Annotated in this window: 23 protein-coding genes; 11 read left to right on the forward strand and 12 right to left on the reverse strand. The window is 60.6% G+C overall.

The genetic code is table 11. The features are described 5' to 3' along the window. Window positions 1-31 precede the first annotated feature (31 nt). Together ACSQ3F_RS22925 and ACSQ3F_RS22930 are read right to left on the reverse strand one after the other, a co-directional pair. Entirely contained in the window at window positions 32-655 is a 624-nt protein-coding gene (locus tag ACSQ3F_RS22925; RefSeq protein WP_436102525.1) for a nuclear transport factor 2 family protein, read from the reverse strand. 302 nt (window positions 656-957) lie between these two features. Beyond that, window positions 958-2,412 carry a hypothetical protein gene (locus ACSQ3F_RS22930; RefSeq protein WP_436102526.1) on the reverse strand — a complete coding sequence of 485 codons (1,455 nt, stop codon included), beginning with the start codon at window positions 2,410-2,412 and terminating at the stop codon, window positions 958-960. Window positions 2,413-2,765: 353 nt separating this feature from the next. Between ACSQ3F_RS22930 and queC the strand changes: the two genes are divergently transcribed. From queC to ACSQ3F_RS22955, 5 genes are all read left to right on the forward strand, one after another. Beyond that, on the forward strand, window positions 2,766-3,476 hold the full coding sequence (queC, locus tag ACSQ3F_RS22935; protein ID WP_436102527.1) for a 7-cyano-7-deazaguanine synthase QueC: 711 nt from the start codon (window positions 2,766-2,768) through the stop codon (window positions 3,474-3,476). Further along, window positions 3,476-3,832, forward strand: coding sequence for a 6-carboxytetrahydropterin synthase QueD (gene queD, locus ACSQ3F_RS22940; protein WP_436102528.1), 357 nt, complete (start codon window positions 3,476-3,478; stop codon window positions 3,830-3,832). Before queC ends, queD begins: the two co-directional genes overlap by 1 nt. Beyond that, the gene (gene queE, locus ACSQ3F_RS22945) at window positions 3,829-4,566 is read left to right on the forward strand and encodes a 7-carboxy-7-deazaguanine synthase QueE (RefSeq protein WP_436102529.1); all 738 of its coding nucleotides are present in this window, start codon (window positions 3,829-3,831) and stop codon (window positions 4,564-4,566) included. Before queD ends, queE begins: the two co-directional genes overlap by 4 nt. 533 nt (window positions 4,567-5,099) lie before the next feature. Beyond that, window positions 5,100-5,354: a FitA-like ribbon-helix-helix domain-containing protein gene (locus tag ACSQ3F_RS22950; protein WP_436102530.1), complete on the forward strand. Its 255-nt coding sequence runs from the start codon at window positions 5,100-5,102 to the stop codon at window positions 5,352-5,354. Next, a complete protein-coding gene (locus ACSQ3F_RS22955; protein WP_436102531.1) occupies window positions 5,351-5,773 on the forward strand; it encodes a PIN domain-containing protein in 423 nt (140 codons plus the stop codon). The genes ACSQ3F_RS22950 and ACSQ3F_RS22955 overlap by 4 nt, the downstream gene beginning before the upstream one ends. A gap of 120 nt (window positions 5,774-5,893) precedes the next feature. Here the strand turns inward: ACSQ3F_RS22955 and ACSQ3F_RS22960 are convergent, their stop codons facing one another. The 5 genes from ACSQ3F_RS22960 to ACSQ3F_RS22980 form a co-directional block, all read right to left on the reverse strand. Further along, window positions 5,894-7,783 (reverse strand): bifunctional sugar phosphate isomerase/epimerase/4-hydroxyphenylpyruvate dioxygenase family protein, encoded by a 1,890-nt coding sequence (locus tag ACSQ3F_RS22960; protein WP_436102532.1) that lies wholly within the window; start codon window positions 7,781-7,783, stop codon window positions 5,894-5,896. 25 nt (window positions 7,784-7,808) lie between these two features. Next, a complete protein-coding gene (locus ACSQ3F_RS22965; RefSeq protein WP_436102533.1) occupies window positions 7,809-8,669 on the reverse strand; it encodes a shikimate dehydrogenase in 861 nt (286 codons plus the stop codon). A gap of 61 nt (window positions 8,670-8,730) precedes the next feature. After that, window positions 8,731-9,747, reverse strand: a complete 1,017-nt coding sequence (locus tag ACSQ3F_RS22970; RefSeq protein WP_436102534.1) for a TRAP transporter substrate-binding protein — start codon at window positions 9,745-9,747, stop codon at window positions 8,731-8,733. Window positions 9,748-9,802: 55 nt separating this feature from the next. Further along, window positions 9,803-11,083, reverse strand: coding sequence for a TRAP transporter large permease subunit (locus ACSQ3F_RS22975; protein WP_436102535.1), 1,281 nt, complete (start codon window positions 11,081-11,083; stop codon window positions 9,803-9,805). A 10-nt stretch (window positions 11,084-11,093) separates the two neighbouring features. Further along, entirely contained in the window at window positions 11,094-11,657 is a 564-nt protein-coding gene (locus tag ACSQ3F_RS22980; RefSeq protein WP_436102536.1) for a TRAP transporter small permease, read from the reverse strand. A 284-nt stretch (window positions 11,658-11,941) separates the two neighbouring features. On the opposite strand from ACSQ3F_RS22980, the gene ACSQ3F_RS22985 reads away from it, so the two are divergent. Continuing rightward, the gene (locus tag ACSQ3F_RS22985) at window positions 11,942-12,601 is read left to right on the forward strand and encodes a TetR/AcrR family transcriptional regulator (protein WP_436102537.1); all 660 of its coding nucleotides are present in this window, start codon (window positions 11,942-11,944) and stop codon (window positions 12,599-12,601) included. Between the two features lie 90 nt (window positions 12,602-12,691). Here ACSQ3F_RS22985 and ACSQ3F_RS22990 read toward each other — a convergent pair whose 3' ends face one another. Together ACSQ3F_RS22990 and ACSQ3F_RS22995 are read right to left on the reverse strand one after the other, a co-directional pair. Continuing rightward, window positions 12,692-12,913 carry a GDCCVxC domain-containing (seleno)protein gene (locus ACSQ3F_RS22990; RefSeq protein WP_436102538.1) on the reverse strand — a complete coding sequence of 74 codons (222 nt, stop codon included), beginning with the start codon at window positions 12,911-12,913 and terminating at the stop codon, window positions 12,692-12,694. After that, complete coding sequence (locus ACSQ3F_RS22995; RefSeq protein ID WP_436102539.1) at window positions 12,910-13,281, reverse strand: mercuric transporter MerT family protein; 372 nt, start codon at window positions 13,279-13,281, stop codon at window positions 12,910-12,912. The genes ACSQ3F_RS22990 and ACSQ3F_RS22995 overlap by 4 nt, the downstream gene beginning before the upstream one ends. A 125-nt stretch (window positions 13,282-13,406) precedes the next feature. On the opposite strand from ACSQ3F_RS22995, the gene ACSQ3F_RS23000 reads away from it, so the two are divergent. Beyond that, entirely contained in the window at window positions 13,407-13,805 is a 399-nt protein-coding gene (locus ACSQ3F_RS23000) for a MerR family transcriptional regulator (RefSeq protein ID WP_436102540.1), read from the forward strand. Between the two features lie 40 nt (window positions 13,806-13,845). On the opposite strand, the gene ACSQ3F_RS23005 is transcribed toward ACSQ3F_RS23000, so the two are convergent. Continuing rightward, window positions 13,846-15,060: an MFS transporter gene (locus tag ACSQ3F_RS23005; RefSeq protein WP_436102541.1), complete on the reverse strand. Its 1,215-nt coding sequence runs from the start codon at window positions 15,058-15,060 to the stop codon at window positions 13,846-13,848. A 23-nt stretch (window positions 15,061-15,083) separates the two neighbouring features. Further along, window positions 15,084-15,626, reverse strand: coding sequence for a Chromate resistance protein ChrB (locus tag ACSQ3F_RS23010; protein ID WP_436102542.1), 543 nt, complete (start codon window positions 15,624-15,626; stop codon window positions 15,084-15,086). 139 nt (window positions 15,627-15,765) lie between these two features. Between ACSQ3F_RS23010 and ACSQ3F_RS23015 the strand changes: the two genes are divergently transcribed. From ACSQ3F_RS23015 to ACSQ3F_RS23025, 3 genes are all read left to right on the forward strand, one after another. After that, the gene (locus ACSQ3F_RS23015; protein WP_436102543.1) at window positions 15,766-16,041 is read left to right on the forward strand and encodes a metal/formaldehyde-sensitive transcriptional repressor; all 276 of its coding nucleotides are present in this window, start codon (window positions 15,766-15,768) and stop codon (window positions 16,039-16,041) included. A 12-nt stretch (window positions 16,042-16,053) separates the two neighbouring features. After that, window positions 16,054-16,989, forward strand: coding sequence for a CDF family Co(II)/Ni(II) efflux transporter DmeF (gene dmeF, locus ACSQ3F_RS23020; RefSeq protein WP_436102544.1), 936 nt, complete (start codon window positions 16,054-16,056; stop codon window positions 16,987-16,989). 108 nt (window positions 16,990-17,097) lie between these two features. Beyond that, window positions 17,098-17,697 (forward strand): DUF922 domain-containing Zn-dependent protease, encoded by a 600-nt coding sequence (locus ACSQ3F_RS23025; protein ID WP_436102545.1) that lies wholly within the window; start codon window positions 17,098-17,100, stop codon window positions 17,695-17,697. 26 nt (window positions 17,698-17,723) lie between these two features. Here the strand turns inward: ACSQ3F_RS23025 and ACSQ3F_RS23030 are convergent, their stop codons facing one another. Next, window positions 17,724-18,272 (reverse strand): cupin domain-containing protein, encoded by a 549-nt coding sequence (locus ACSQ3F_RS23030; protein WP_436102546.1) that lies wholly within the window; start codon window positions 18,270-18,272, stop codon window positions 17,724-17,726. 142 nt (window positions 18,273-18,414) lie between these two features. On the opposite strand from ACSQ3F_RS23030, the gene ACSQ3F_RS23035 reads away from it, so the two are divergent. Further along, window positions 18,415-19,752, forward strand: a complete 1,338-nt coding sequence (locus tag ACSQ3F_RS23035; RefSeq protein WP_436102547.1) for an aspartate aminotransferase family protein — start codon at window positions 18,415-18,417, stop codon at window positions 19,750-19,752. Window positions 19,753-19,957 lie beyond the last annotated feature (205 nt).

Consider the following 19,957-nt stretch of genomic DNA (forward strand, 5'->3'; position numbering starts at 1 on the left):
CGCGCTTTACTGGAAAATGCAGATCCGGCCCTTAGCGCGCTCTCAATACAACTTCGGCTCCGTCGGTGATGAGCCTCAACTTCGCAAATTTCCAAACATCACCCTCTTTTTGGAAGGTGCTCTCAAGGGTGGCGGTATAGTCGAGGGTCGGCGTTTCGACGGCCGCGAACTGCACCGTCACAAGCAGCGCCGTTTTTCCCTCCACCGTATCCGCATCTATCGCATGGAGAAGCGTGTTGCTTTCGAAGTGCCTGGTTTTAAAGGCGGAGCGCTTGGATTCGGTGTTTATGGCGCGAAGATAGGCCGTCAGTTCGTCGTCACTGGACTTCCTCTCGAATTGATCGAGCGCACCGTTGCACAGCTCATAGGCAACGTTTGCAAGGAGCATTTCATCCATTCCAACGACAGTTCCCTCGTCCAATGCCCAGAGATAGCGATGAATGAGGTCCATGATCAATTGTCGATCGGCAGGGGGAGGATTGGTCACTCTGAAGAGGTAATCGCCAGAGTCGACGCACTTCGTCGGCACCACCGCTGGCAGCGGTGTCGCGGACTGCGCAATTGCCGCTCCAGTCAATGCCAGGAAAAAGCCAAATCCGAGCAATGTCTTTTTCGGAAGCGCGCGACTTGCATATTCTTCGCGGATGGATGTCATGCCGTCCTCCATGGATTTCCGTGGCCAATCGGATGCAGAATCAGCGTATTGAATTCAGAGAATGCTCTGTTATTCTGCGCAACCCGCACGTTGCGTCCGCTAATACGCAGATTAAACATCATAGATTGTCGCCAGTCGCGGCGACGATAACTTCATGATCGAACTATCTACCTGAAATCCCTCTCCAGTAGCCATAAATACGCCAGATTGTTACTATTTTCTACATTAGAATACAAGAATGCACTACTTGTGGCAAGTCAGCTCTTGGACCCGCGCTACCGCATCTGCATGAAGCTGTTCTCTTATGCGTCGCGCCATGATGCGGTGAGGGCAACTCCGCAAGCGCCGTCACACTGCCTGCAATGGAACAGGCGCCGGCGCAACCGCAGCCCCTTCTCGTCCCGGACAATGACATGCGTCCTGCTTTCCCGCCTTGGTGGCTTATCGGGCTCGCGGATCTTATACTCTCCGGGATCGACCTGCCCATTGGCAAAGAGTTCGGCGACGAAAGATGCCGCGGCTGCTTCGGGGCTGGCCGACTCCAGCGACCTGCCGTCGACGGTCGCGCCGCGTGCGATGAAACGCGGTGTTTCCGCTCCCGTTTCAACGAGCAGCGGTTCTTCCAGGCCAAATTCGGAGGCCGGAACGGACAGGGCGACCAGTTGGTCCCGCGGCTCGTCTGTTTTGTCTGAACCGGTATCGGATTCCGTTTGGCGCGACCGGATGGCTTCCGCCGTTTCCGTCGAAAGAATGGAGCGGCGGACAAATATGTCCAGAAGCGCCGCCCCATACTGTGAGTCCACCAGCGCGCTCTCCTGCACCATCCGATGGGCGACCTCGGCGAAATAGCCGGTCACCACGAAGGACCGGATGACGCCTCCTGCCATGATGGCCCTCACTTGCTCGCTGACCTCGAGCAATTCATCAGGCGTCGGCGCGCCGCTGTCTGCGGCGTGATAGTCTAGGAAAGTGCAGAGCGCTTCAAACAACGCTCCGGTAAATATCCGCGAGAAGGAATGCGGGTTGGACGAGAGCGATGTGGTGAGTTGTTGTGGTGCAAGACTGGACGGATCGCAGTAGTTAAAGGCATTCCACGCGTTGCGAAGGCAATCCGCATCCGCAACGTGGGCGTCCTCGACGTGAAGGGTTACGCCAAATTGCTCCGCCAACCGCGAAAGCCTTGAATTGCAGTAGAGCTGCCCTGCGGTATTTGCCAACACGGAAGCGCGCAGCGACGGTAGCTGCAGAGCGCACAAGATGGCGCTCATGTCGCCGAAGGATTCATGGAAAGCTGAAATCTCCGGTACGCCTGTGCTCCAAAGTTGCGGCTTGATTGCATCCAGGATAGCATGCCCCAGTTCGTGGCAAAGCGTATCCGGACTGGCCCCCGTATAGATCGTTTCGGCGGGCAAGGTCCGGTGATAGAAATTCAGCGACGTTCGGTCGTAGTCGGCCTGCAGATCCTCCCACCTGTCAAGATAGACCTCCAGGATGGGACCGCGCTGCCACTCTTGTGCCGGAACCTGCGGTGCCCAGAAATCGGCTCCTCTTCGCAGCGCTTCGGCAGCGGTCCAATACCTGAAGGCGGCCGAGCCCGTTTGATCGCTGGGCGGCGGCGCCGGCGTGTCAAACAGATAGCCGAAGGGCTGTTTGGCAACGTCAGGCAAGGGTGCAACGGTGAGTGTGCCGCTGGCGGGATCGTCCTCCCACACGGTGATGGCGGCCGCAGCTGCGAAGTCATTGGTCTCTGCTGGCATAACTTCCTCCTGATCGCCTCTGCCAACTGGCAAAATCTCATCGTGGAAATTGAGCTGTCATGCGCATTGAGAACGCGGAGAAACCCGCAGGCTGTATGTGTGAAAAGCCGGATAGGCTTGGTTGCAGTCAGATTCCAAGTCGCGCCGCGACGAGACGAAGTTCGGCACCGCACCCGGTTAATCGTGAATGACTTTATTATATCTTCCGCAAATATGCCATGGTGTGTTTGATCTGCGGTTGTTCCCACAATGGCACACAACGCGGCGTACCCTTCACAACGGGAAGTGTTTGGTTTAGAAGCTCCCCGATATCCGGTCGCAGCCCACCCGGTCAAAACAAGGGATCCTACGTTATGAAAACCATCGTCATCTGCTCCGGCGGATTGGACTCCGTTACGCTTGCCCACAAGGTCGCCGCGGAACATCAGCTTATCAGCCTTCTCTCCTTCGACTACGGACAGCGACATCGCAAGGAAGTGGACTTTGCGGCCGCCTGCGCCGAGCGGCTTGGCGTGCCCCATCAGCTCATCGACATCAGCAACATCGGCAGCCATCTCACCGGATCGGCGCTGACCGACGATGTCGACGTTCCGGACGGGCACTATGCCGCGGAAACGATGAAAGCCACCGTCGTTCCGAACCGCAATGCCATCATGCTCGCCATCGCCTTCGGTCTTGCCGCCGCGCAGAAAGCCGACGCGGTCGCGGTCGCCGTGCATGGCGGCGATCATTTCATCTATCCCGACTGCCGCCCTGGCTTCATCGATGCATTTCAGGCGATGCAGAATCAGGCGCTCGATGGCTATGCCAGCGTTTCTCTCTACGCACCCTACGTGACCATCTCCAAAGCAGACATCGTGGCCGATGGCGCAAAGAACGGCACGCCGTTTCAAGAGACCTGGTCATGCTACAAGGGCGGAGCGCGCCATTGCGGCCGTTGCGGAACCTGCGTCGAACGGCGCGAGGCTTTTCATCTTGCCGGGATCGACGATCCGACCGAGTACGAGGATCCGGATTTCTGGATGGCCGCGACTGCCGGCTTCTCCGCCGAGGAGGTGAAATAATGTTCCACATCACCAAGGAATTTCACTTCTCCGCCTCGCATCAGCTGACCCATCTGCCTGCCGATCATCAATGCGCCCGGCTGCACGGACACAACTATATCGTCGAGGTGGAGCTTTCGGCGGCCGAACTCGATGAAAACGGTTTCGTCAGGGATTATCATGAGCTTGCACCGCTCAAACACTACATCGACGACAGCTTCGACCATCGGCATCTGAACGACGTTCTCGGCCATGATCGGGTGACGTCGGAATGTCTGGCGAAACATTTTTATGACTGGTGCAAGGAGCGCCTGCCGGAAACCTCGGCCGTGCGCGTCAGCGAAACGCCGAAGACCTGGGCGGAATACCGGCCATGACCGCCGCCCGCGAGACGCCGATCCGCGTCAGCGAAATCTTCGGGCCGACAATCCAGGGGGAGGGCATCCTGATCGGCCTTCCGACCGTCTTTGTCAGGACCGGCGGTTGCGACTATCGCTGTTCGTGGTGTGACACGCTGCATGCGGTCGACAGCGACTATCGCGATCAATGGCGCCCGATGTCGGCCGACGAGATCTGGCAGGAAGTCACCCGCCTTTCCGGCAATAGACCGCTCACAGTTTCTCTATCCGGTGGCAACCCGGCGATCCAGCCGCTCGGTCCGCTTATCGAGCGCGGACATCGCGAGGGGTATCGTTTCGCGCTGGAGACGCAGGGCAGCGTTGCGAAGGATTGGTTCGCCGACCTCGACGTTCTGGTGCTGAGCCCGAAACCACCGTCAAGCGGCATGGAAACGGATTGGGACGCGTTCGACACCTGTCTGCGAATGGCAGGAGAAAAGCCGCAGATCGCGCTGAAAGTCGTTGTCTTCGACGATCGCGATTACCTCTATGCCCGCGCAGCCGCCGCGCGCTATCCCGATCTTCCGGTTTATCTGCAACCTGGCAATCACACGCCGCCGCCACCCGATGACGACGATGCAAGGGTCGATATCGACGGCATCATGGACCGGATGCTCTGGCTGGTCGACAAGGTGACGGAAGACCGCTGGTTCGAAGCGCGCGTGTTGCCGCAACTGCACGTTCTGCTCTGGGGCAACAAGCGCGGAGTTTGAGGTTTTCCCTTCGACCGGTGGTGGCTTTTGACAAGGAACAAATCACTTTGTAAAATCGTTCCAATTCAGTACTTTGCGAGATGATTGGAAGGCAAGAGAATAAAGCGACTGCGCCCAGGCCTCGATTGAAACGACGTGTATGAGGTGTTCTGCGTGTCTATAATATCTGCGTGCCGCGCGGCTCTTCAGCGGCGGGTGTGGGGACCGCGCCGAGGATATTCTCGTGAAACGTATTGTAGCCGGCCGTCGCGATCGCTGCGTCCCATGCATTGCTGTAGCGATCCGCTGATCGTCGGTCGATACCCGCGCGTATCCGATCTTTTTGGCGTTATTATCCGTTTTCCCGTTGAAACCGTCAGTTTATAGACTCTGATTTATAGACGCCATCAAAGACAGAGAACAGGCCCGAGGGCCGGGCAAGGCACAGCGTTGCGGAGAAATCCGCAAACGACCGTTTTCAGACTGGCGCTTGTGCAGTGCTATCAAACATAGTACGATGCTATCGTTGATAGCTTTGTTGGAGGGAGGTCATCATGGCAAGCGTTACCGTCAGGAATCTGCCCGACGAGGTGCATCGCGCGCTTCGCGTGCGCGCAGCAACGCATGGCCGCAGCACTGAGGCGGAAATCCGCGACATTCTGGAAACGATTGTTCTGCCGCCACAGCGCATCAAGCTCGGGTCTTTGCTGGCCGAAATTGGCCGCGAGGTTGGGCTGACCGATGAGGATTGCGTAGTCTTCGACCAGGTGCGCGACAAAACCCCAAGCGAGCCGGTGAGCTTCGAATGATACTGCTCGATACGAACGTGGTTTCTGAGCCCTTGAAACCCAACGGCGAGCCGGCCGTGTTGGCTTGGATCGACGCGCAGGCCGTCGAAACGCTTTACCTGTCCGCCATCACTTTGGCAGAACTTCGCTTCGGCATCGCCGCCATGCAGGACGGCAAGCGTAAGGACAACCTGCGTCAGCGACTGGACGAGCGTGTTGTGCCGGTGTTTGCGGATCGCATCTTGTCTTTCGGCACTGACGCTGCCGCTGCCTATGCGGAGCTGCGTGCCCGCGCTCGCGCTGCAGGCAAGGCCATCGGGACGGCAGACGCCTACATCGCGGCTGTTGCAGCCACGCATGGTTTCACCATGGCAACGCGAGACACAAGCCCCTTCCAGGCTGCCGGCCTCAACGTCATCAACCCTTGGGAGGCGCAGTAATGACGCACGACCGGGAAACATACCCAATGGCTGGCCACAGGGATTCAGGCCGCTATCGACGACCCCACGGCCGAGCATCCCACATGATCAAGTCATGGCCGACTCTAGCCTTAGCCTAAGCTAGGTGCGCGGCATTCCCGCGGGCCTCAGATGTTTGCGCAACGCCGCGATGCGGAAGATCGCGTTTGCCGCGCCATAGCCGCGATAGCCTCTGCGCTCGACGATCTCGAAGAAGAAGCCCTCAGCGAAGGTCGGGCTGTAGAGCTGGAAATATTCGCCGTGCTCGTCACGGTCGTAAAGGATATTGTGCGTCCTCAGCTGCTCGCTCATCTGCGGATCAAGCCCGAACCGCGCTTCGAGATCGTCGTAGTAATTCGGCGAGATTGCCAGAGAGACAAAGCCGTTCGCTGAAAGCGCCGCCGCCGTCGCAAAGATATCGTCCGTCCTGAAGGCCAGGTGCTGGATGCCGGAGCCGAAGGTCTCGGCGATGAAGCGGCCGGCAAGGGTATTGCGGTTCTCGGCGCCGTTCATGGTGATGCGCAGCGACCCTTTGGAATTTTCCACGACCTGGCTGCGCACGATACCCGATGGGTCGATGATGTCGACAACCGGGGTCTTGTGGGCCTCCAGCAGGGACGTGTAGAAGAGCAGCCACGTCAGCAGTTCGTCATATTGCATGGTCTGGGCGACGTGATCGATCGCTTCCAGGCCCGCGGGCGATACCGTTGGCGTATCTGCGACGGGTTCGAACTCGACATCCCATATGCGGGCAAGCGCGCTTTTACGATCGAGAAAATAGACGATGCCGCCGCCCACGCCGCGCACGGCCGGCATTTCGATCTCGCCAGGGTCGAGCGGTTGCGCGAAAGGTTCGGCGCCAAGCGCCACGGCACGGCTGTGCGCCGCTTTCGCGTCGTCGACGAGCAGGCCTATGGCATAAGCGGACGTGCCATGCACGAGATACGAGGAGGCGGCGAAGCCGCGGCTTTCCGTGTTCACGACGAGGTTGATGCCACCCTGGCGAAAGACTGCGACGTTCTTGGTCCTGTGCTTCGCTGCCTTGCGGAACCCGAGTGTCGCAATAAGCGCCTCGAGTTGCGGCGCTTCCGCTTCATCGATCGCAAACTCGATGAAGGCGACACCTTCGACGGCAGCTCGCGCCGGCATGTCCGGCACGGCGAGGAGGCTTTCGGGTTCGGCACGCCGTACCTGGTCACCGAGATAGAGCAGCGAGCGATAGCCATCCAGTGCGATCGCCTTGGGGGATCCACCGCGAAACTGGTCGTTGAAAATTTCGAGCGAGAGATAGTCGTCGTAGCCGGTTGCTGCCACTGCCCTCATGAAGTCGAGCACGGGAAGGTCGCCTTCGCCGGGCATGTTGCGGAAATGCCGGCTCCAGTAAAGCAGATCCATGTCGATCAGCGGCGCATCGGCAAGCTGAATGATGAAGATCTTTTCCTTCGGGATGGAGCGGATGGAGTTGACGTCGATCTTGCGCGAGAGCGTGTGGAAGCTGTCAAGGATCAGGCCGATGTTCGGGTGATCGGCCCGCCGCACGATCTCCCAGGCGTCGCGATGGTCGTTGATGTGGCGGCCCCAGGCGAGCGCCTCATAACCGACGCGCAAGCCGCGCTTGGCCGCCCGTTCGCCGAGTTCATGGAAGTCCGCCGCCGCACGGTCCAGGCCGCCGATCGCGGCAGACGAGACGTTGGAGCAGACGAGAACGAGGTCCGTGCCCATTTCCTGCATCAGGTCGAATTTCCGCTCCGCCCGGTCGAAGGTTCGGGTTCTGAGGGGCTCCGGCATGCCCTCGAAATCGCGGAAAGGCTGGAACAGGGTGATCTCCAGCCCGAAATCGCGCACCATGCGGCCGACATCGCGCGGGCTCTCGTCAAACACCAGGAAATCATTCTCGAAGATCTCGACGCCGTCGAAGCCGGCTTTGGCAATGGCGTCCAGCTTGTCGCGCAGATCACCGCTGAGCGAGACGGTTGCGATCGAAGTCTTCATCCTGGTCTCCTCGGCTGTCTCGGGCTCAGGCGGTCAACGCCTTGAAATGAGAGAGCATGCGGGTTGCATCTGGTTCGCGTCCGGTAAACAGGCGGAAGGCGCCTACGGCCTGGAATACCGCCATACCGCCGCCATCGAGCGAGCTGCAGCCGAGCCGCCTGGCCTCAGCGAGGAGTTCGGTCTCCAGCGGAAAGTAAACGACCTCGGCGACCCAATGGCGGGGTTCCAGTATTTCGGCGGGAAGCGGCATTCCGGGGTATTTCTCCATGCCCGTCGGCGTCGCGTGGATCAGGCCGGTGGCCGCTTTCATCGCGTAAGCGAGATCGGCTCCAGCACGGACGTTCGCATCCGGAAAGAGGGCGGACATGCTCGTGGCCAGCGTTTCGGCGCGGTCCGTCTCCCGGTCGAAAACGGTCAGCGACTTGAGACCGAGCGAGAGGATCGCATAGGCAGTGGCGACACCCGCACCGCCGGCACCGAGCTGCACGGCAGACGAAAGATCCGCGTCGGGCAGGCCGCGGCGAAAGCTTTCGGCAAACCCCCACCAGTCGGTGTTGTGGCCGTAGCGGCGGCCTCCCTTTAGAACGACCGTGTTTACCGCGCCGAGATCGCGGGCTTCGTCCGACAGTTCATCGAGGAAAGGGATGATGAGCTGCTTGCAGGGGTGGGTGATGTTCAGCCCGGAAAGGCCATTGAGTTCCGCCTCCCGCAGCAGCTGCGGCAGGTCTGCCGGCGTCGCGCCGCGCTGGTTGAGATCGATCAGCTCGTATTCATAGGAAAGACCCTGTGCCGCGCCTTCACGCATATGCATTGCAGGCGTCAGCGAGGCCTGGATGCCGGCGCCGATCAATCCGGCCTTCAGCGGTTTGAGGAGTGTCTCGGTCATCGCAACTGGTTCCATTGATCGGGGGGGTGCCGGCCCGCCATTAGGCAGGCCGGCGGCAGGCTTACTGTCCGCGCAACGTGTTGAGTTCCTTGAACAGGGCGGCGACGGTATCGGCGCCGATTTCGGTGCTGAACTTGTCGATTACCGGCTTGACCGCATCGCGCAGCTTCTGCGTCTCTTCGGCCGAGAGTTCGCTGACCTCCATGCCGGTCGCCTTGATGTCCGCGATCGCCTTCGCGTCGAGTTCGCGCGAGACCTTGCGCTGATAGTCGCGAGCTTCCGTGGCGGCCGACTGGAAGACGGCCTTTTCCTCGTCGTTGAGGCCGTCCCAGAACTTCTTGCTGATCAGGACGATCTGCGGGTTGTACTGGTGACGGGTCACCGTCATGTACTTCTGCACTTCATAGAACTTGGCGTTGAGAATGTTCGCTGCCGGGTTTTCCTGGCCGTCCACCGTGCCGGTTTCGAGCGCGGTGTAGAGCTCGGTATAAGGCAGCGGCACGGCATTGGCGCCGAGGCTGTTGAACAGCTCGATCGGGATTGGCGACTGGATCGTACGGATCTTCAGGCCCTTGATATCCTCGAGCTTGGTCACCGGATGGCGGTTGTTGGTGAGATTGCGGAAGCCGAGCTCCCAATAGGCAAGGCCGACGAGGCCGGTGTCGGGCAGGCGTTCGATCAGGCTGGTGCCGAAAGTGCCGTCCATGACCTTGTCGGCTTCCTCGCCATTGTTGAAGAGGAAGGGCAGATCGACAGCACCGAACTCTTTCACGTTACCTGCGAGAATGCCGGCGTTCAGCACCGTCATCTCGATCACGCCGCCCTGCAACGCTGAGACGGTCTGGACGTCGCCACCCAGCACGCCGCCGGGGAAGAGCTTGACCTCGATCTTGCCGCCGCTCTTCGCCGAGACCAGTTCGGCAAATTTCTCCATGCCGGTCACTTGCGGGTGGCCCTTGTTGTTGGCGGCGGCGAATTTGAGCTGGTGCTCGCGGATTTCGGCAAGCGTCGGACCGGCGGTCAGCAATGCAAAGGGCACGGCAAGGCCAAGGGCCAGTTTCATCAGTCTATTCAACATGTCTTCCTCCCGAATTTGGCCGGGTTCTCCCATCGGCCGGTTGAATTTGCAGGCATTAGTGTCCGAACCAGGAGACCGGGACGGTCACCAGTTGCGGAAACAGGACGAGCAGTAGAAGCACGATCACCTCGGCGATCAGGAAGGGCATCACCCCCTTCATCAGTTCTTCCATGTTGAGTTTGGAAACACCGCAGATCACGTTCAAAACGGTACCCACCGGCGGCGTGATCAGGCCGATCGCGTTGTTGATGATGAACAGGACGCCGAAATAGACCGGATCGATGCCCGCCTGTTTGATGATCGGCATCAGGACGGGCGTCATGACGAGGATGGTCGGTGTCATGTCCATCGCGGTGCCGACGAGGATGACCAGGCCCATGATTGCGAGCAGCAGCAGCGTCTGGTTGTCCATCAGCGGCTCGACGAGCCTTGCCAGATCGCCGGGAACGTCCGCCACCGTGATCAACCAGGCCGAAACGGCGGCGCAGGCAACCAGGAACATCACGACCGAGGTGATCTTGGCTGCGGCCACGAAGACGTGGAACAGCTTGGCTGGCGGCAGTTCGCGATAGATCACCATCGACACAAAGAGAGAGTAGACGGCCGCGACGACGCCGGCTTCCGTCGGGGTAAAGACCCCGAACTTCAGCCCGATGATGATGATCAGCGGCAGCATGAGCGCCCAGATGCTGTCGAGGAATGCTTTCAGCCGCACCGCACTGCTTTGTTTTGCCGGCAAGGCGAACTGCTCCTTGCGGGCGACGATCATCCAGGTGGCGCAGAGGGCAGCCGCAATCATCAAGCCGGGAAAAATGCCGGCCAGGAACAACTTGGTGATCGAAACGCCACCGACCACGCCATAAAGGATAAAACCGATCGACGGCGGGATGATCGGGCCGATGATCGAGGCCGAGGCCAGCAAGCCACCGGTGCGCGCCGGATCATGGCCCGATTTCAGCATCATCGGGAAAAGCAATGCACCGAGTGCCGCCGCATCCGCCACCGCCGAACCGGACAGGCTGGAAAGGATGCAGGCCGCGAAGATCGCCACGAACCCGAGACCACCGCGAATATGGCCGACCATCGCCATGGCGAGATCGACGATGCGGCGAGACAGGCCGCCGGTGTTCATGACTTCACCGGCCAGAAGGAAGAACGGCACAGCCATCAGCGGGAAGCTATCCGCACCGTTCAGGACGTTCTGCGCGACGATCTGGGCGTCGAACATGCCAAGATACATCATCAGCGCGACACCGGTGATGATCAGCGCGAAAGCAATCGGCACGCCGAGTGCCATGGGACCAAGCAGGGCGCCGAGAAAGATCGTGACGGTCATGGTGCGCTCCTCAAGATTTCACGATTGGCTGGGCAAGCGCCGGCGCGGCATGATCGTCGAGCGCGATTTGATCTTCGCTATCACGCACGAACTCTGCCGTCGCGACATCAATGCGGCCGGTGGCGACGGCAAAGGCGTCCCAGAGGATGATCAGGAATGCGGGAATGCCGAAGGCGAGGCCAGCGCCATAAAAGACACCCATGGAAATGCCGGTGGCTGGTGCTGCAACGTGCAAATTGATCACTGCCTGCGCCCAGCTTCCGCTGATCATCAGCCATGTCGCCCACAACATGAGCGCGTGGCCCGCGAGGACAGCGGCTTTCGCGCCGCGCGGCGGCAGTCGCCTGAGCAGGGAATCGACCCCGAGATGCGCATGCTCCCGCATGGCGACGACGGCGCCAAGGAAGGTCAGCCAGACGAAGAAGATGCGCGACAGTTCCTCGGAATAGGTGATGCCGGTGTTCAAGGCGTAACGCAGGATGACATTGCCGAAGACGAGCACAACCATGCCCGCGAGCAGCAGCGCAATCGCAGCCTTCAAAACCAGGAAACAGAATTCGATTATCCGGACCATTCGCTCCTCCCAAGCGGTTTACCGCTCTTGCGGCTCATCATGACCTTCGTCGGTCAGGACTGGTTGGCACGCAAGGCAGGCACGACGATCACTCCTCCAAGCTTTCGTAGCGCCCTTCTAAAATGTACTAACTAGTTCGGATGTCAAGCGCTATATCTTGAAAGACGTCGGCAAGCTCAATAAGACTATCCCCAGGACGCGGAGCGGAACCGTCGTGCGGCGCGCTGGCTTTTTTGCCGTTCGCGTTGAAAATCAGGAACGTAGCGGGGGAGAAGCGGCAGGGAATGACGGTGCGATCAGAAAACGGACGCAAAAACGATCCACAGCGAACGAAGGAAGATATCCTGATCGTTGCCACGGAGGAGTTCGCCACCCATGGCCTTGCCGGCGCACGCGTGGATGCCATTGCCGAGAAAACCCGCACGTCCAAGCGGATGATCTACTATTACTTCGACAGCAAGGAGGCGCTCTATCTCGCCGTCCTTGAGCGTTCTTACCGAAAGATCCGCACGCTCGAAGAGGACCTGAAGCTATCCAGCCTGGAGCCGGAGGAAGCGCTAAGAACGCTGGTATCCACCACGTTCGACCATGACGAGGCAAACCCGGATTTCGTCCGCCTGGTCAGCATTGAAAACATCCACCATGCCGCGCATATGCTGCGCTCCGAGGCGATCCGCGATCTCAACGTCTCCGTCATCGAGACGATCGCCGGGATTCTTGATCGCGGTGTCGCGCAGGGCGTGTTCCGCCGCAATGCGGACCCGATCGACATCCACATGCTGATCAGCGCCTTCTGTTTCTTCCGCGTATCGAACCGCTACACGTTCGGAACGATCTTCCGTCGCGATCTCTCCGAGCCCGAAACGGCGCAGCGGCACAAGACGCTGATCGCCGAGGCCGTCATAAGCTATTTGAAAACTCAGCCTGAAAGCCAAAACAACTAACTGGTTCATTGCCTGTCTCGACGTCGGATGAGCCGGGAGCCACGGCCGGGCTGGCTATTCCGCGGACATCGTCAAACGCGCATCAGCTATCTAGCAGCAGGAGGGCGAGCATCTCCCTTCGTGCGCTTCCTGGATCGGCGGGCAGGGAACATCGCCATAGGAACAGAAGACACAGCAATCCCCAGGTTTCGGCCGAAGCATCGCGCCACATCCCTTGCATTCATAAAAGAACTGGCAGGCATCGCGGGGCATGACTTCGCTGGATTGGTGACCACAGTGCGGGCAGGTCAGAATGGAGACGAACTGGGTCATGCCGGCTGAACCAACTGGAGCAGAAGAGGTTCGAGCGAGCCCCAGCCGGCCGCGACCAAGACAATCACCGATGCTAGCAGTAGGATGAATGGCTTTCTTGGCCTGCGCCTTGTCGCGCAAGTCGATCCGGTTTCGCAGCGCGCGCGCCACCAAACGAACCACCCGGCGGCGACCGCAAAACCGCTCACAACGAGGAGGGGCAGCCTCCAGGCTGCCATGCTTGCAAGAACTCCGAAGAAGCTCGTCCCAGCGCCAAGGGACGCAAGCATCAGCGGAACGGCGCAGCAGGACGAGGCGGCAAGGGCCCCAAGGCCGAATAGGCCGCCGACAACAGCGGCGGCATTTGTCCTGCTGAGCGCGCCGGGCATCGGACTATTCGCGCCCTTCGATATTGTGGCGGATTCGGTTGACGGCACGCGTGTTTTCCTCCCAAGTTGCCTGTATCCTGAACCCTGTAGCGGCTACGGGCTCAAGAGGAAAAAATGAGGAAATCATGCAAGGCCTGACGATCGGCAAACTGGCGGAAGCGGCGGGAGTCCATCTGGAGACGGTGCGCTACTACGAGCGTATCGGCCTGATGCCCGAACCGGGGCGAACCACTGGCGGCTACCGGAGCTACGGCGACGAACATGTGCTCCGGCTGTCCTTCATTCGGCGAGCGCGGGAGCTCGGTTTCACGATTGAGGACATCAAGACCTTGCTGGCCCTGGCGGAGCCCGGACACCGGTCCTGTGCGGAGGTTCGCGCGCTGACGATGCACCATCTGGAGGTGGTTCGTGCCCGGATCGCCGACCTTCGCCGGCTGGAAAGCATCTTGACGGCGACGGTCGACCAATGTTCCGGCACCGCGACACCCGTTTGTCCGGTACTCGACATGCTCGACGAGATGTAGGCGCGCACCGGTGACAGCGGCCGGTCGACGGGCGCCGAGGCTATCCCGGAACATTGCCTAGCCGGGTGCGAAGGAGCGCCAGCCCCATCAGGGCGAGAAGAGCGAAAGCGGCGCCAACCAGGAATGTGCCCTGCGGCCCCACCATGTCCCACAGGATGCCAGCGATGATGCTTGCGAGCAGCAACGCGACACCGGTGACGAGGTTGAACATGCCGAAGCCCGTCCCGCGGAGTTCCGGCGGCGCGGCGTCGGCAACCAGGGTCGCAAACAGGCCCTGCGTGAACCCCATATGCAGCCCCCAGAACACGACACCGGCGATCAGGCCGGCGATGCCGGGCACAAGCGCGAGCAGCAGGTCTGCCGCAATGAGCAGGAGAAGACCGATCGCCAGCATCGCGACCCGGTTCACGCGGTCGGACAATACCCCCGCCGGATAGGCCGATAGCGCATAGGCGATGTTCATCACGACGAGGATGGCTGGAATGAGCATGAACGGCAGGCCGTCCGACTGAGCACGCAGCACAAGGAAGGCCTCACTGAAACGCGCGAGGGTGAACACGGTGGCGATAACGACGACCCACCAATAGCTCGCGCCGAGACGGCCGAGTTCGTCGCGGTGCAACGGCATGCGGACGCGGCGCAATCCTTCCGCCCGCTTTGGCTCTTTGACCGCCACGATAAGCAGCGCAACAGCCAGAAACGCCGGGATGACGGCAACCCAGAACACCGCCTGGAAGTGATCTGCCGTCAACCACATCAGGCCGATGGCAAGAAGCGGCCCGAGAAAGGCGCCGATCGTGTCGAGCGACTGGCGCAAGCCGAAACTCGCGCCGCGCAGATGCGGAGGAGCGATGTCGGCGACGAGAGCATCGCGCGGGGCGCCGCGAATGCCCTTGCCAACCCGATCGATGAAGCGCGCGGCAACAAGCCATCCGACCGTCGGCGCGAGCGGAAAGATCGGCTTAGTGATGGCGGCGAGACCGTAGCCGACGACAGCGAGGAACTTGCGCTTGCCGAGCCAGTCGCTGAGTGCCCCCGAAAACACTTTGGTGATCGAAGCGGTCGCCTCCGCGATCCCCTCAATGATACCCACGGCGAGCGCCGACGTTCCAAGCACCGCCACCATATAGACCGGCAGCAGGGCGTGGATCATCTCCGAAGAGGTATCCATCAGCATCGATACGAAGCCCAGCGCCCAAATCCCCGCCGGAATGGACCTCCGGCCGTTCTGCGGTTCCGAGATATTGATCGTCACTCAGTTGCCTCCGATGATTCCTATCATCTGTTTTCGTCGTGGGCATCGAAGACCCGGCGGGCGTAGGCATCGAGCAATTCTTCGCAGCCTCGCAACCGAGCCGCTGCGTCTTCAGCCAGGGCGGCTCCGTAAAAATCGAGCTTGCGGATCTTCTCCAGCCACCCCTGAAGTTTCCGGAGGTCGATGTCTTCCTCTTCGAGTTCGGCATAGGTGAACTTGTTGATGGCGATCTCCTTGGCAATCTCCGCCTCGAAATCCATGCAGCGCCCAAGGAACTCGCGATACTGCTCGTCGCGATCGGCCTTGAAACGGGCGACGACCTTTTCCTCCTGCACGCGATCGAGTGCCACCGTCTCCAGGATGACGGCTTCTCCGCCCATTTCGCCGATGTCGTTTTCCAGCATCTTGAGCCGCCGAACGTGATCCTCGCTCTTTGGCAGCAGGCAGACACCGTTCTGCAGGTAGACGGCGCCGAGGCCCTTCAGCCGGCGCCACAACGCGATGCGTTTGGCGGCCGGTTCGGGCGGCACCTTATAGGTGAGGAGAAGCCAGGTGAGTGTAACCATGAGGTCATTTTACTGTAACGGCCGTAACATTTCAACTGCAATGAATGTGAGACAAACGGCCACGGTAATCACGCGGCGCGGCCGCTCCCGGCTTTTGGCGTCTTGCCCGGGCAGCCAAAATACCCTATAGGAGTATAGTATGAGCCATACGAAAACCAACAAGGACCAACTCGTCGCCAGGGTCCGGCGCATCGCCGGTCAGGTGGCCGCAATCGAGCGGGCGCTTGAAGCCGAGACAGGGTGCGCGGTGGTCCTGCAGCAAGTCGCCGCCGCACGCGGGGCGATCAACGGGCTGATGGACGAGATCATCGAGGACCATTTGCTCGAGCACGTCGCCCATCCTGAGCTCGACGACGCGGCCCGTGCGAAAGGCGCGGAAGAACTCATCGCGGTGATCCGCCGCTACGCAAAATAAGGCAGGCAGGCTATGATCGGACACGGCAACATCGACCTTTACACACACGAGCATAGCTATCTGGGCGATTCCCATGACGCGAATGCGCGGCGGACTCTTTGGGTCGTGGCGCTGACGGCGGTGATGATGGTCGGCGAGATCGTCGCCGGCTCGATCTTCAATTCAATGGCGCTCCTGGCGGACGGCTTTCATATGGCAACGCATGCTGGCGCCCTTGCCATCGCGGCTTGGGCCTATGGCTTCGCCAAGCGGCATGCCCGAGACCGCCGCTTCAGTTTCGGCACTGGCAAGGTGGGTGACCTCGCTGGCTTTGCGTCGGCGCTCATTCTCGGCGTCATCGCGATCGGCATCGCCGTCGAGTCCATGGAGCGGCTGCTGGATCCGCGTCCCGTTGCCTTTACGGAGGCAACCGTGGTCGCTGTCATCGGCTTGCTGGTCAACATCGTCAGCGCGCTGCTGCTGAGCGGCGGACACACGCATGGCCATCAGCATGCCGGTCACGATCATCACCACGGCCACGACCATAGCCATGGCGCACACCATCATGACAACAACATGCGCGCGGCGTTCGTCCATGTCATCGCCGACGCCTTGACCTCGGTGCTGGCGATCGCCGCATTGCTCAGCGGCCGCTATCTCGGTTGGGTCTGGCTTGATCCGGTGATGGGCATCGCCGGGGCCATCGTCATCGCCACCTGGTCATGGTCGCTGATCCGGCAAACGGCGGCGGTTCTGCTCGATACGACCGACGCGCATCTCGAAGCCGAAGTGCGCGGGCATGTTGAGCGTAAGGGCGACGCCCGCATCACCGACTTGCATATCTGGCGAGTGGGGCCCGGGGCGCATGCCGCTATTGTCAGCGTGACGGGTCCGGTCGATGGCGAGACCGTGCGTTCGCGCCTCACGTCAGTGCATGAACTGACCCACCTGACGGTCGAAACCCGATAGCGCGCGGCACCGAACACCCGGCGACGATCGGCATGTGCCCGATTGAACGCCGTGTTCGTCTCCTTTAGTCATGTTGCCGAGGAAGCGACGGTCTTGTGAGGGGTTCGCGTGAAGCTGGATGTCCGATTATGTTTGCTGGCGGGCTGTATAGCATTCCTGCCGGTGGATGCGTTTGCGGAATGGCAGGCCGTCGAAAAGGTGCAGCCCTACGCCATCGCCGGGAAAACAGGCGCGGAGCTCTATGCCTCGATCGGGGAACGGGGACCCAAGGTTGGCGGCTTGGTCCGCGCCATCGCGCACACCAATTTCAAGCTGACCTGGACCAGGAAATATGAGGCGCAAGGTGATGCCTGCGTACTCGTTTCGGCGCGACCGAAGCTCATCATCACCTACACCTTGCCCAAACCGGCAGAGCAGCTGCCAGCCTTCACCAGGCAGGGCTGGGAGACCTTCATCACCGGGGTGCACAAGCACGAACTGGTTCACGGCGATCAAATCAAGGACATGGTGAAGAAGATCGAGACTGCCACAGTGGGTCTGTCGTCTCCCGGCGACCCCAATTGCCGCAAGATCAAGACCGAAATGACCAAGCGCCTCGGCGCGCTCTCACAGGCTCAAAGGCAGCAAAGCCGGGACTTCGACCGCGTCGAACTCAGCAATGGCGGCATTATCCACCAGCTTATTCTGACATTGGTCAACGGACCTTAAACACGTCGTCGTGCAAGGCAGACGTGTCAGAACGTCGGTGGCGTGCAGGCGCTGATCACTTCGCATGCGACCGGTCCCACGCAGCGGAACCGGTGCGGCCGCCGGCTTTCGAAATAATAGGCGTCGCCCGGTCCAAGATTGCGCCGCTCGTCATCCACCGTCACCTCCAGGCGTCCCGACAGGACGATCCCGCCTTCCTCGCCCTCATGAACGAGCGGAACCTTTCCCGTGTCGGACCCCGGCTGGTAACACTCCTTGAGGATCTGCAGGCTGCGTCCGAAGAGATTGTCGCCGATCTGCCGGTAGGAGATCGGTCCCTTGCCGATCTCGGTGAGCTCATCGGAGCGGTAGAAGGCCTTGCGAGGCCGCTCCGGTTCGAAAGCGAAAAACTCAGCCAAACCGATCGGAATGCCGTCGAGAATCCGCTTCAGCGCGCCAACCGATGGATTGGACGAATTCGATTCGATCAGCGAGATCGTCGAGTTGGTCACGCCCGCCCGTTTTGCCAGCTCGCGCTGGGACAGATTGCGCATCATCCGCAGGTGCCGGAGGCGGCCGCCGATATCGACTGACATGGACATCCGTTTCTGTTGTTCGAAATATCGCAAACATAGACACGGCGAGCAAATAAATTCAATGGGTTGAATGAACGAAGAAAAGGACTTGTTCGATCGGCTAAATCATGGCGGCAATGGCCCATCGCAAGGGAGATTTTCGATGGACGCGCACACCAAACCAAACGCCCCGGTTCTTGACAGTTACTGGATGCCATTCACCGCCAACCGGCAATTCAAGGCGGCGCCGCGCCTCCTGGAATCGGCGGAGGGCATGCACTACACGGCGGTCGATGGACGCCAGATTCTCGATGGCACCGCCGGACTATGGTGCGTCAACGCCGGCCATGGACGCCGCCAGATCGCCGCGGCGGTGGAGCGTCAATTGACCACGCTGGACTATGCGCCGTCCTTCCAGATGGGGCATCCGATCGCTTTCGATTTCGCCGAACGGCTGGCGGAAATCGCGCCGGGCGGACCGGGCAACCGGCTTGACCGGGTTTTCTTCACGGGCTCGGGCTCGGAATCGGTCGATACGGCGCTGAAGATCGCCATCGCATACCAGCGTGCCATCGGCCAGGGCACGCGTACCCGCCTGATCGGCCGCGAGCGCGGCTATCACGGCGTCGGCTTCGGCGGCATTTCGGTCGGCGGTCTGGTCAACAATCGCCGCGTCTTCCCGCAGCTCCCAGGCTCCGACCATCTGCGTCACACGCATGATCTTGCCCGTAACGCCTACGTGAAAGGCCAGCCGGAGCACGGCATGGAGCTTGCCGACGATCTCGAGCGCCTGGTGGCATTGCATGGCGCAGAAACGATCGCGGCCTGCATCGTCGAGCCGGTAGCAGGCTCGACCGGCGTGCTTGTCCCGCCGAAAGGCTATCTCGACCGCCTGCGGGCGATCTGCGACCGCCATGGCATTCTCCTGATCTTCGACGAGGTCATCACCGGCTTTGGCCGTCTTGGCGCTCCCTTTGCCGCGGACTATTTCGGTGTCCGGCCGGATATCGTCACGACCGCGAAGGGGCTGACGAACGGCGCCATCCCAATGGGCGCGGTCTTCACCAGCCGTGCCGTTCACGACGCGCTGATGCACGGACCTGAAGGCCAGATAGAGCTTTTCCATGGCTATACCTATTCCGGCCACCCGGCCGCTTGCGCCGCGGGCCTTGCCACCCTGGACATCTATCGCGATGAGGGACTTCTCACGCGGGCTGCCGAACTCGAAACCGAATGGCATGATGCCATGCACTCCCTGAAGGGCTTGCCGCACATCATCGACATCAGAACGATCGGCCTGATTGCCGGCATCGAGCTTGCATCCCGCGACGCGGCGGTCGGATCGCGAGCCTACGATGTCTTTGTCGATTGCTTCCAGAAAGGTCTGCTGATCCGGGTTACCGGCGACATCATCGCCTTCTCACCGCCCTTGATCATCGAGAAAGAGCAGATCGGCGAGATCGTCTCCATGCTTGGCGACGCTCTGAGGCGTGTGGCCTGATCTCTACGCCTGCAAAGCGCCCGGTCTCCGGTCGCTCCGCGATATCCGCCTTCGAAATGTCCTATTGGCAGTTGAAGTGTGAATGGTCTGTTAACGTGTAGCCCATCCACACTTCGACGCCGGCTGCGTCAAAAGCGCGTGTGGGGAACACTCTGCCGACACGATGCGTTATGCCGTGGACCCAGCTGTGGCTCGGCCTATACAT

The organism is Pararhizobium sp. LjRoot238, from assembly GCF_964252955.1.
Lineage (GTDB): Bacteria > Pseudomonadota > Alphaproteobacteria > Rhizobiales > Rhizobiaceae > Pararhizobium.

Bases quoted from the DNA above. Each gene is read 5' to 3' on its own strand.
- ACSQ3F_RS22925 (WP_436102525.1), bottom strand. From the start codon at position 655: ATGACATCCATCCGCGAAGAATATGCAAGTCGCGCGCTTCCGAAAAAG.
- ACSQ3F_RS22930 (WP_436102526.1), bottom strand. From the start codon at position 2,412: ATGCCAGCAGAGACCAATGACTTCGCAGCTGCGGCCGCCATCACCGTG.
- queC (WP_436102527.1), top strand. From the start codon at position 2,766: ATGAAAACCATCGTCATCTGCTCCGGCGGATTGGACTCCGTTACGCTT.
- queD (WP_436102528.1), top strand. From the start codon at position 3,476: ATGTTCCACATCACCAAGGAATTTCACTTCTCCGCCTCGCATCAGCTG.
- queE (WP_436102529.1), top strand. From the start codon at position 3,829: ATGACCGCCGCCCGCGAGACGCCGATCCGCGTCAGCGAAATCTTCGGG.
- ACSQ3F_RS22950 (WP_436102530.1), top strand. From the start codon at position 5,100: ATGGCAAGCGTTACCGTCAGGAATCTGCCCGACGAGGTGCATCGCGCG.
- ACSQ3F_RS22955 (WP_436102531.1), top strand. From the start codon at position 5,351: ATGATACTGCTCGATACGAACGTGGTTTCTGAGCCCTTGAAACCCAAC.
- ACSQ3F_RS22960 (WP_436102532.1), bottom strand. From the start codon at position 7,783: ATGAAGACTTCGATCGCAACCGTCTCGCTCAGCGGTGATCTGCGCGAC.
- ACSQ3F_RS22965 (WP_436102533.1), bottom strand. From the start codon at position 8,669: ATGACCGAGACACTCCTCAAACCGCTGAAGGCCGGATTGATCGGCGCC.
- ACSQ3F_RS22970 (WP_436102534.1), bottom strand. From the start codon at position 9,747: ATGTTGAATAGACTGATGAAACTGGCCCTTGGCCTTGCCGTGCCCTTT.
- ACSQ3F_RS22975 (WP_436102535.1), bottom strand. From the start codon at position 11,083: ATGACCGTCACGATCTTTCTCGGCGCCCTGCTTGGTCCCATGGCACTC.
- ACSQ3F_RS22980 (WP_436102536.1), bottom strand. From the start codon at position 11,657: ATGGTCCGGATAATCGAATTCTGTTTCCTGGTTTTGAAGGCTGCGATT.
- ACSQ3F_RS22985 (WP_436102537.1), top strand. From the start codon at position 11,942: ATGACGGTGCGATCAGAAAACGGACGCAAAAACGATCCACAGCGAACG.
- ACSQ3F_RS22990 (WP_436102538.1), bottom strand. From the start codon at position 12,913: ATGACCCAGTTCGTCTCCATTCTGACCTGCCCGCACTGTGGTCACCAA.
- ACSQ3F_RS22995 (WP_436102539.1), bottom strand. From the start codon at position 13,281: ATGCCCGGCGCGCTCAGCAGGACAAATGCCGCCGCTGTTGTCGGCGGC.
- ACSQ3F_RS23000 (WP_436102540.1), top strand. From the start codon at position 13,407: ATGCAAGGCCTGACGATCGGCAAACTGGCGGAAGCGGCGGGAGTCCAT.
- ACSQ3F_RS23010 (WP_436102542.1), bottom strand. From the start codon at position 15,626: ATGGTTACACTCACCTGGCTTCTCCTCACCTATAAGGTGCCGCCCGAA.
- ACSQ3F_RS23015 (WP_436102543.1), top strand. From the start codon at position 15,766: ATGAGCCATACGAAAACCAACAAGGACCAACTCGTCGCCAGGGTCCGG.
- dmeF (WP_436102544.1), top strand. From the start codon at position 16,054: ATGATCGGACACGGCAACATCGACCTTTACACACACGAGCATAGCTAT.
- ACSQ3F_RS23030 (WP_436102546.1), bottom strand. From the start codon at position 18,272: ATGTCAGTCGATATCGGCGGCCGCCTCCGGCACCTGCGGATGATGCGC.
- ACSQ3F_RS23035 (WP_436102547.1), top strand. From the start codon at position 18,415: ATGGACGCGCACACCAAACCAAACGCCCCGGTTCTTGACAGTTACTGG.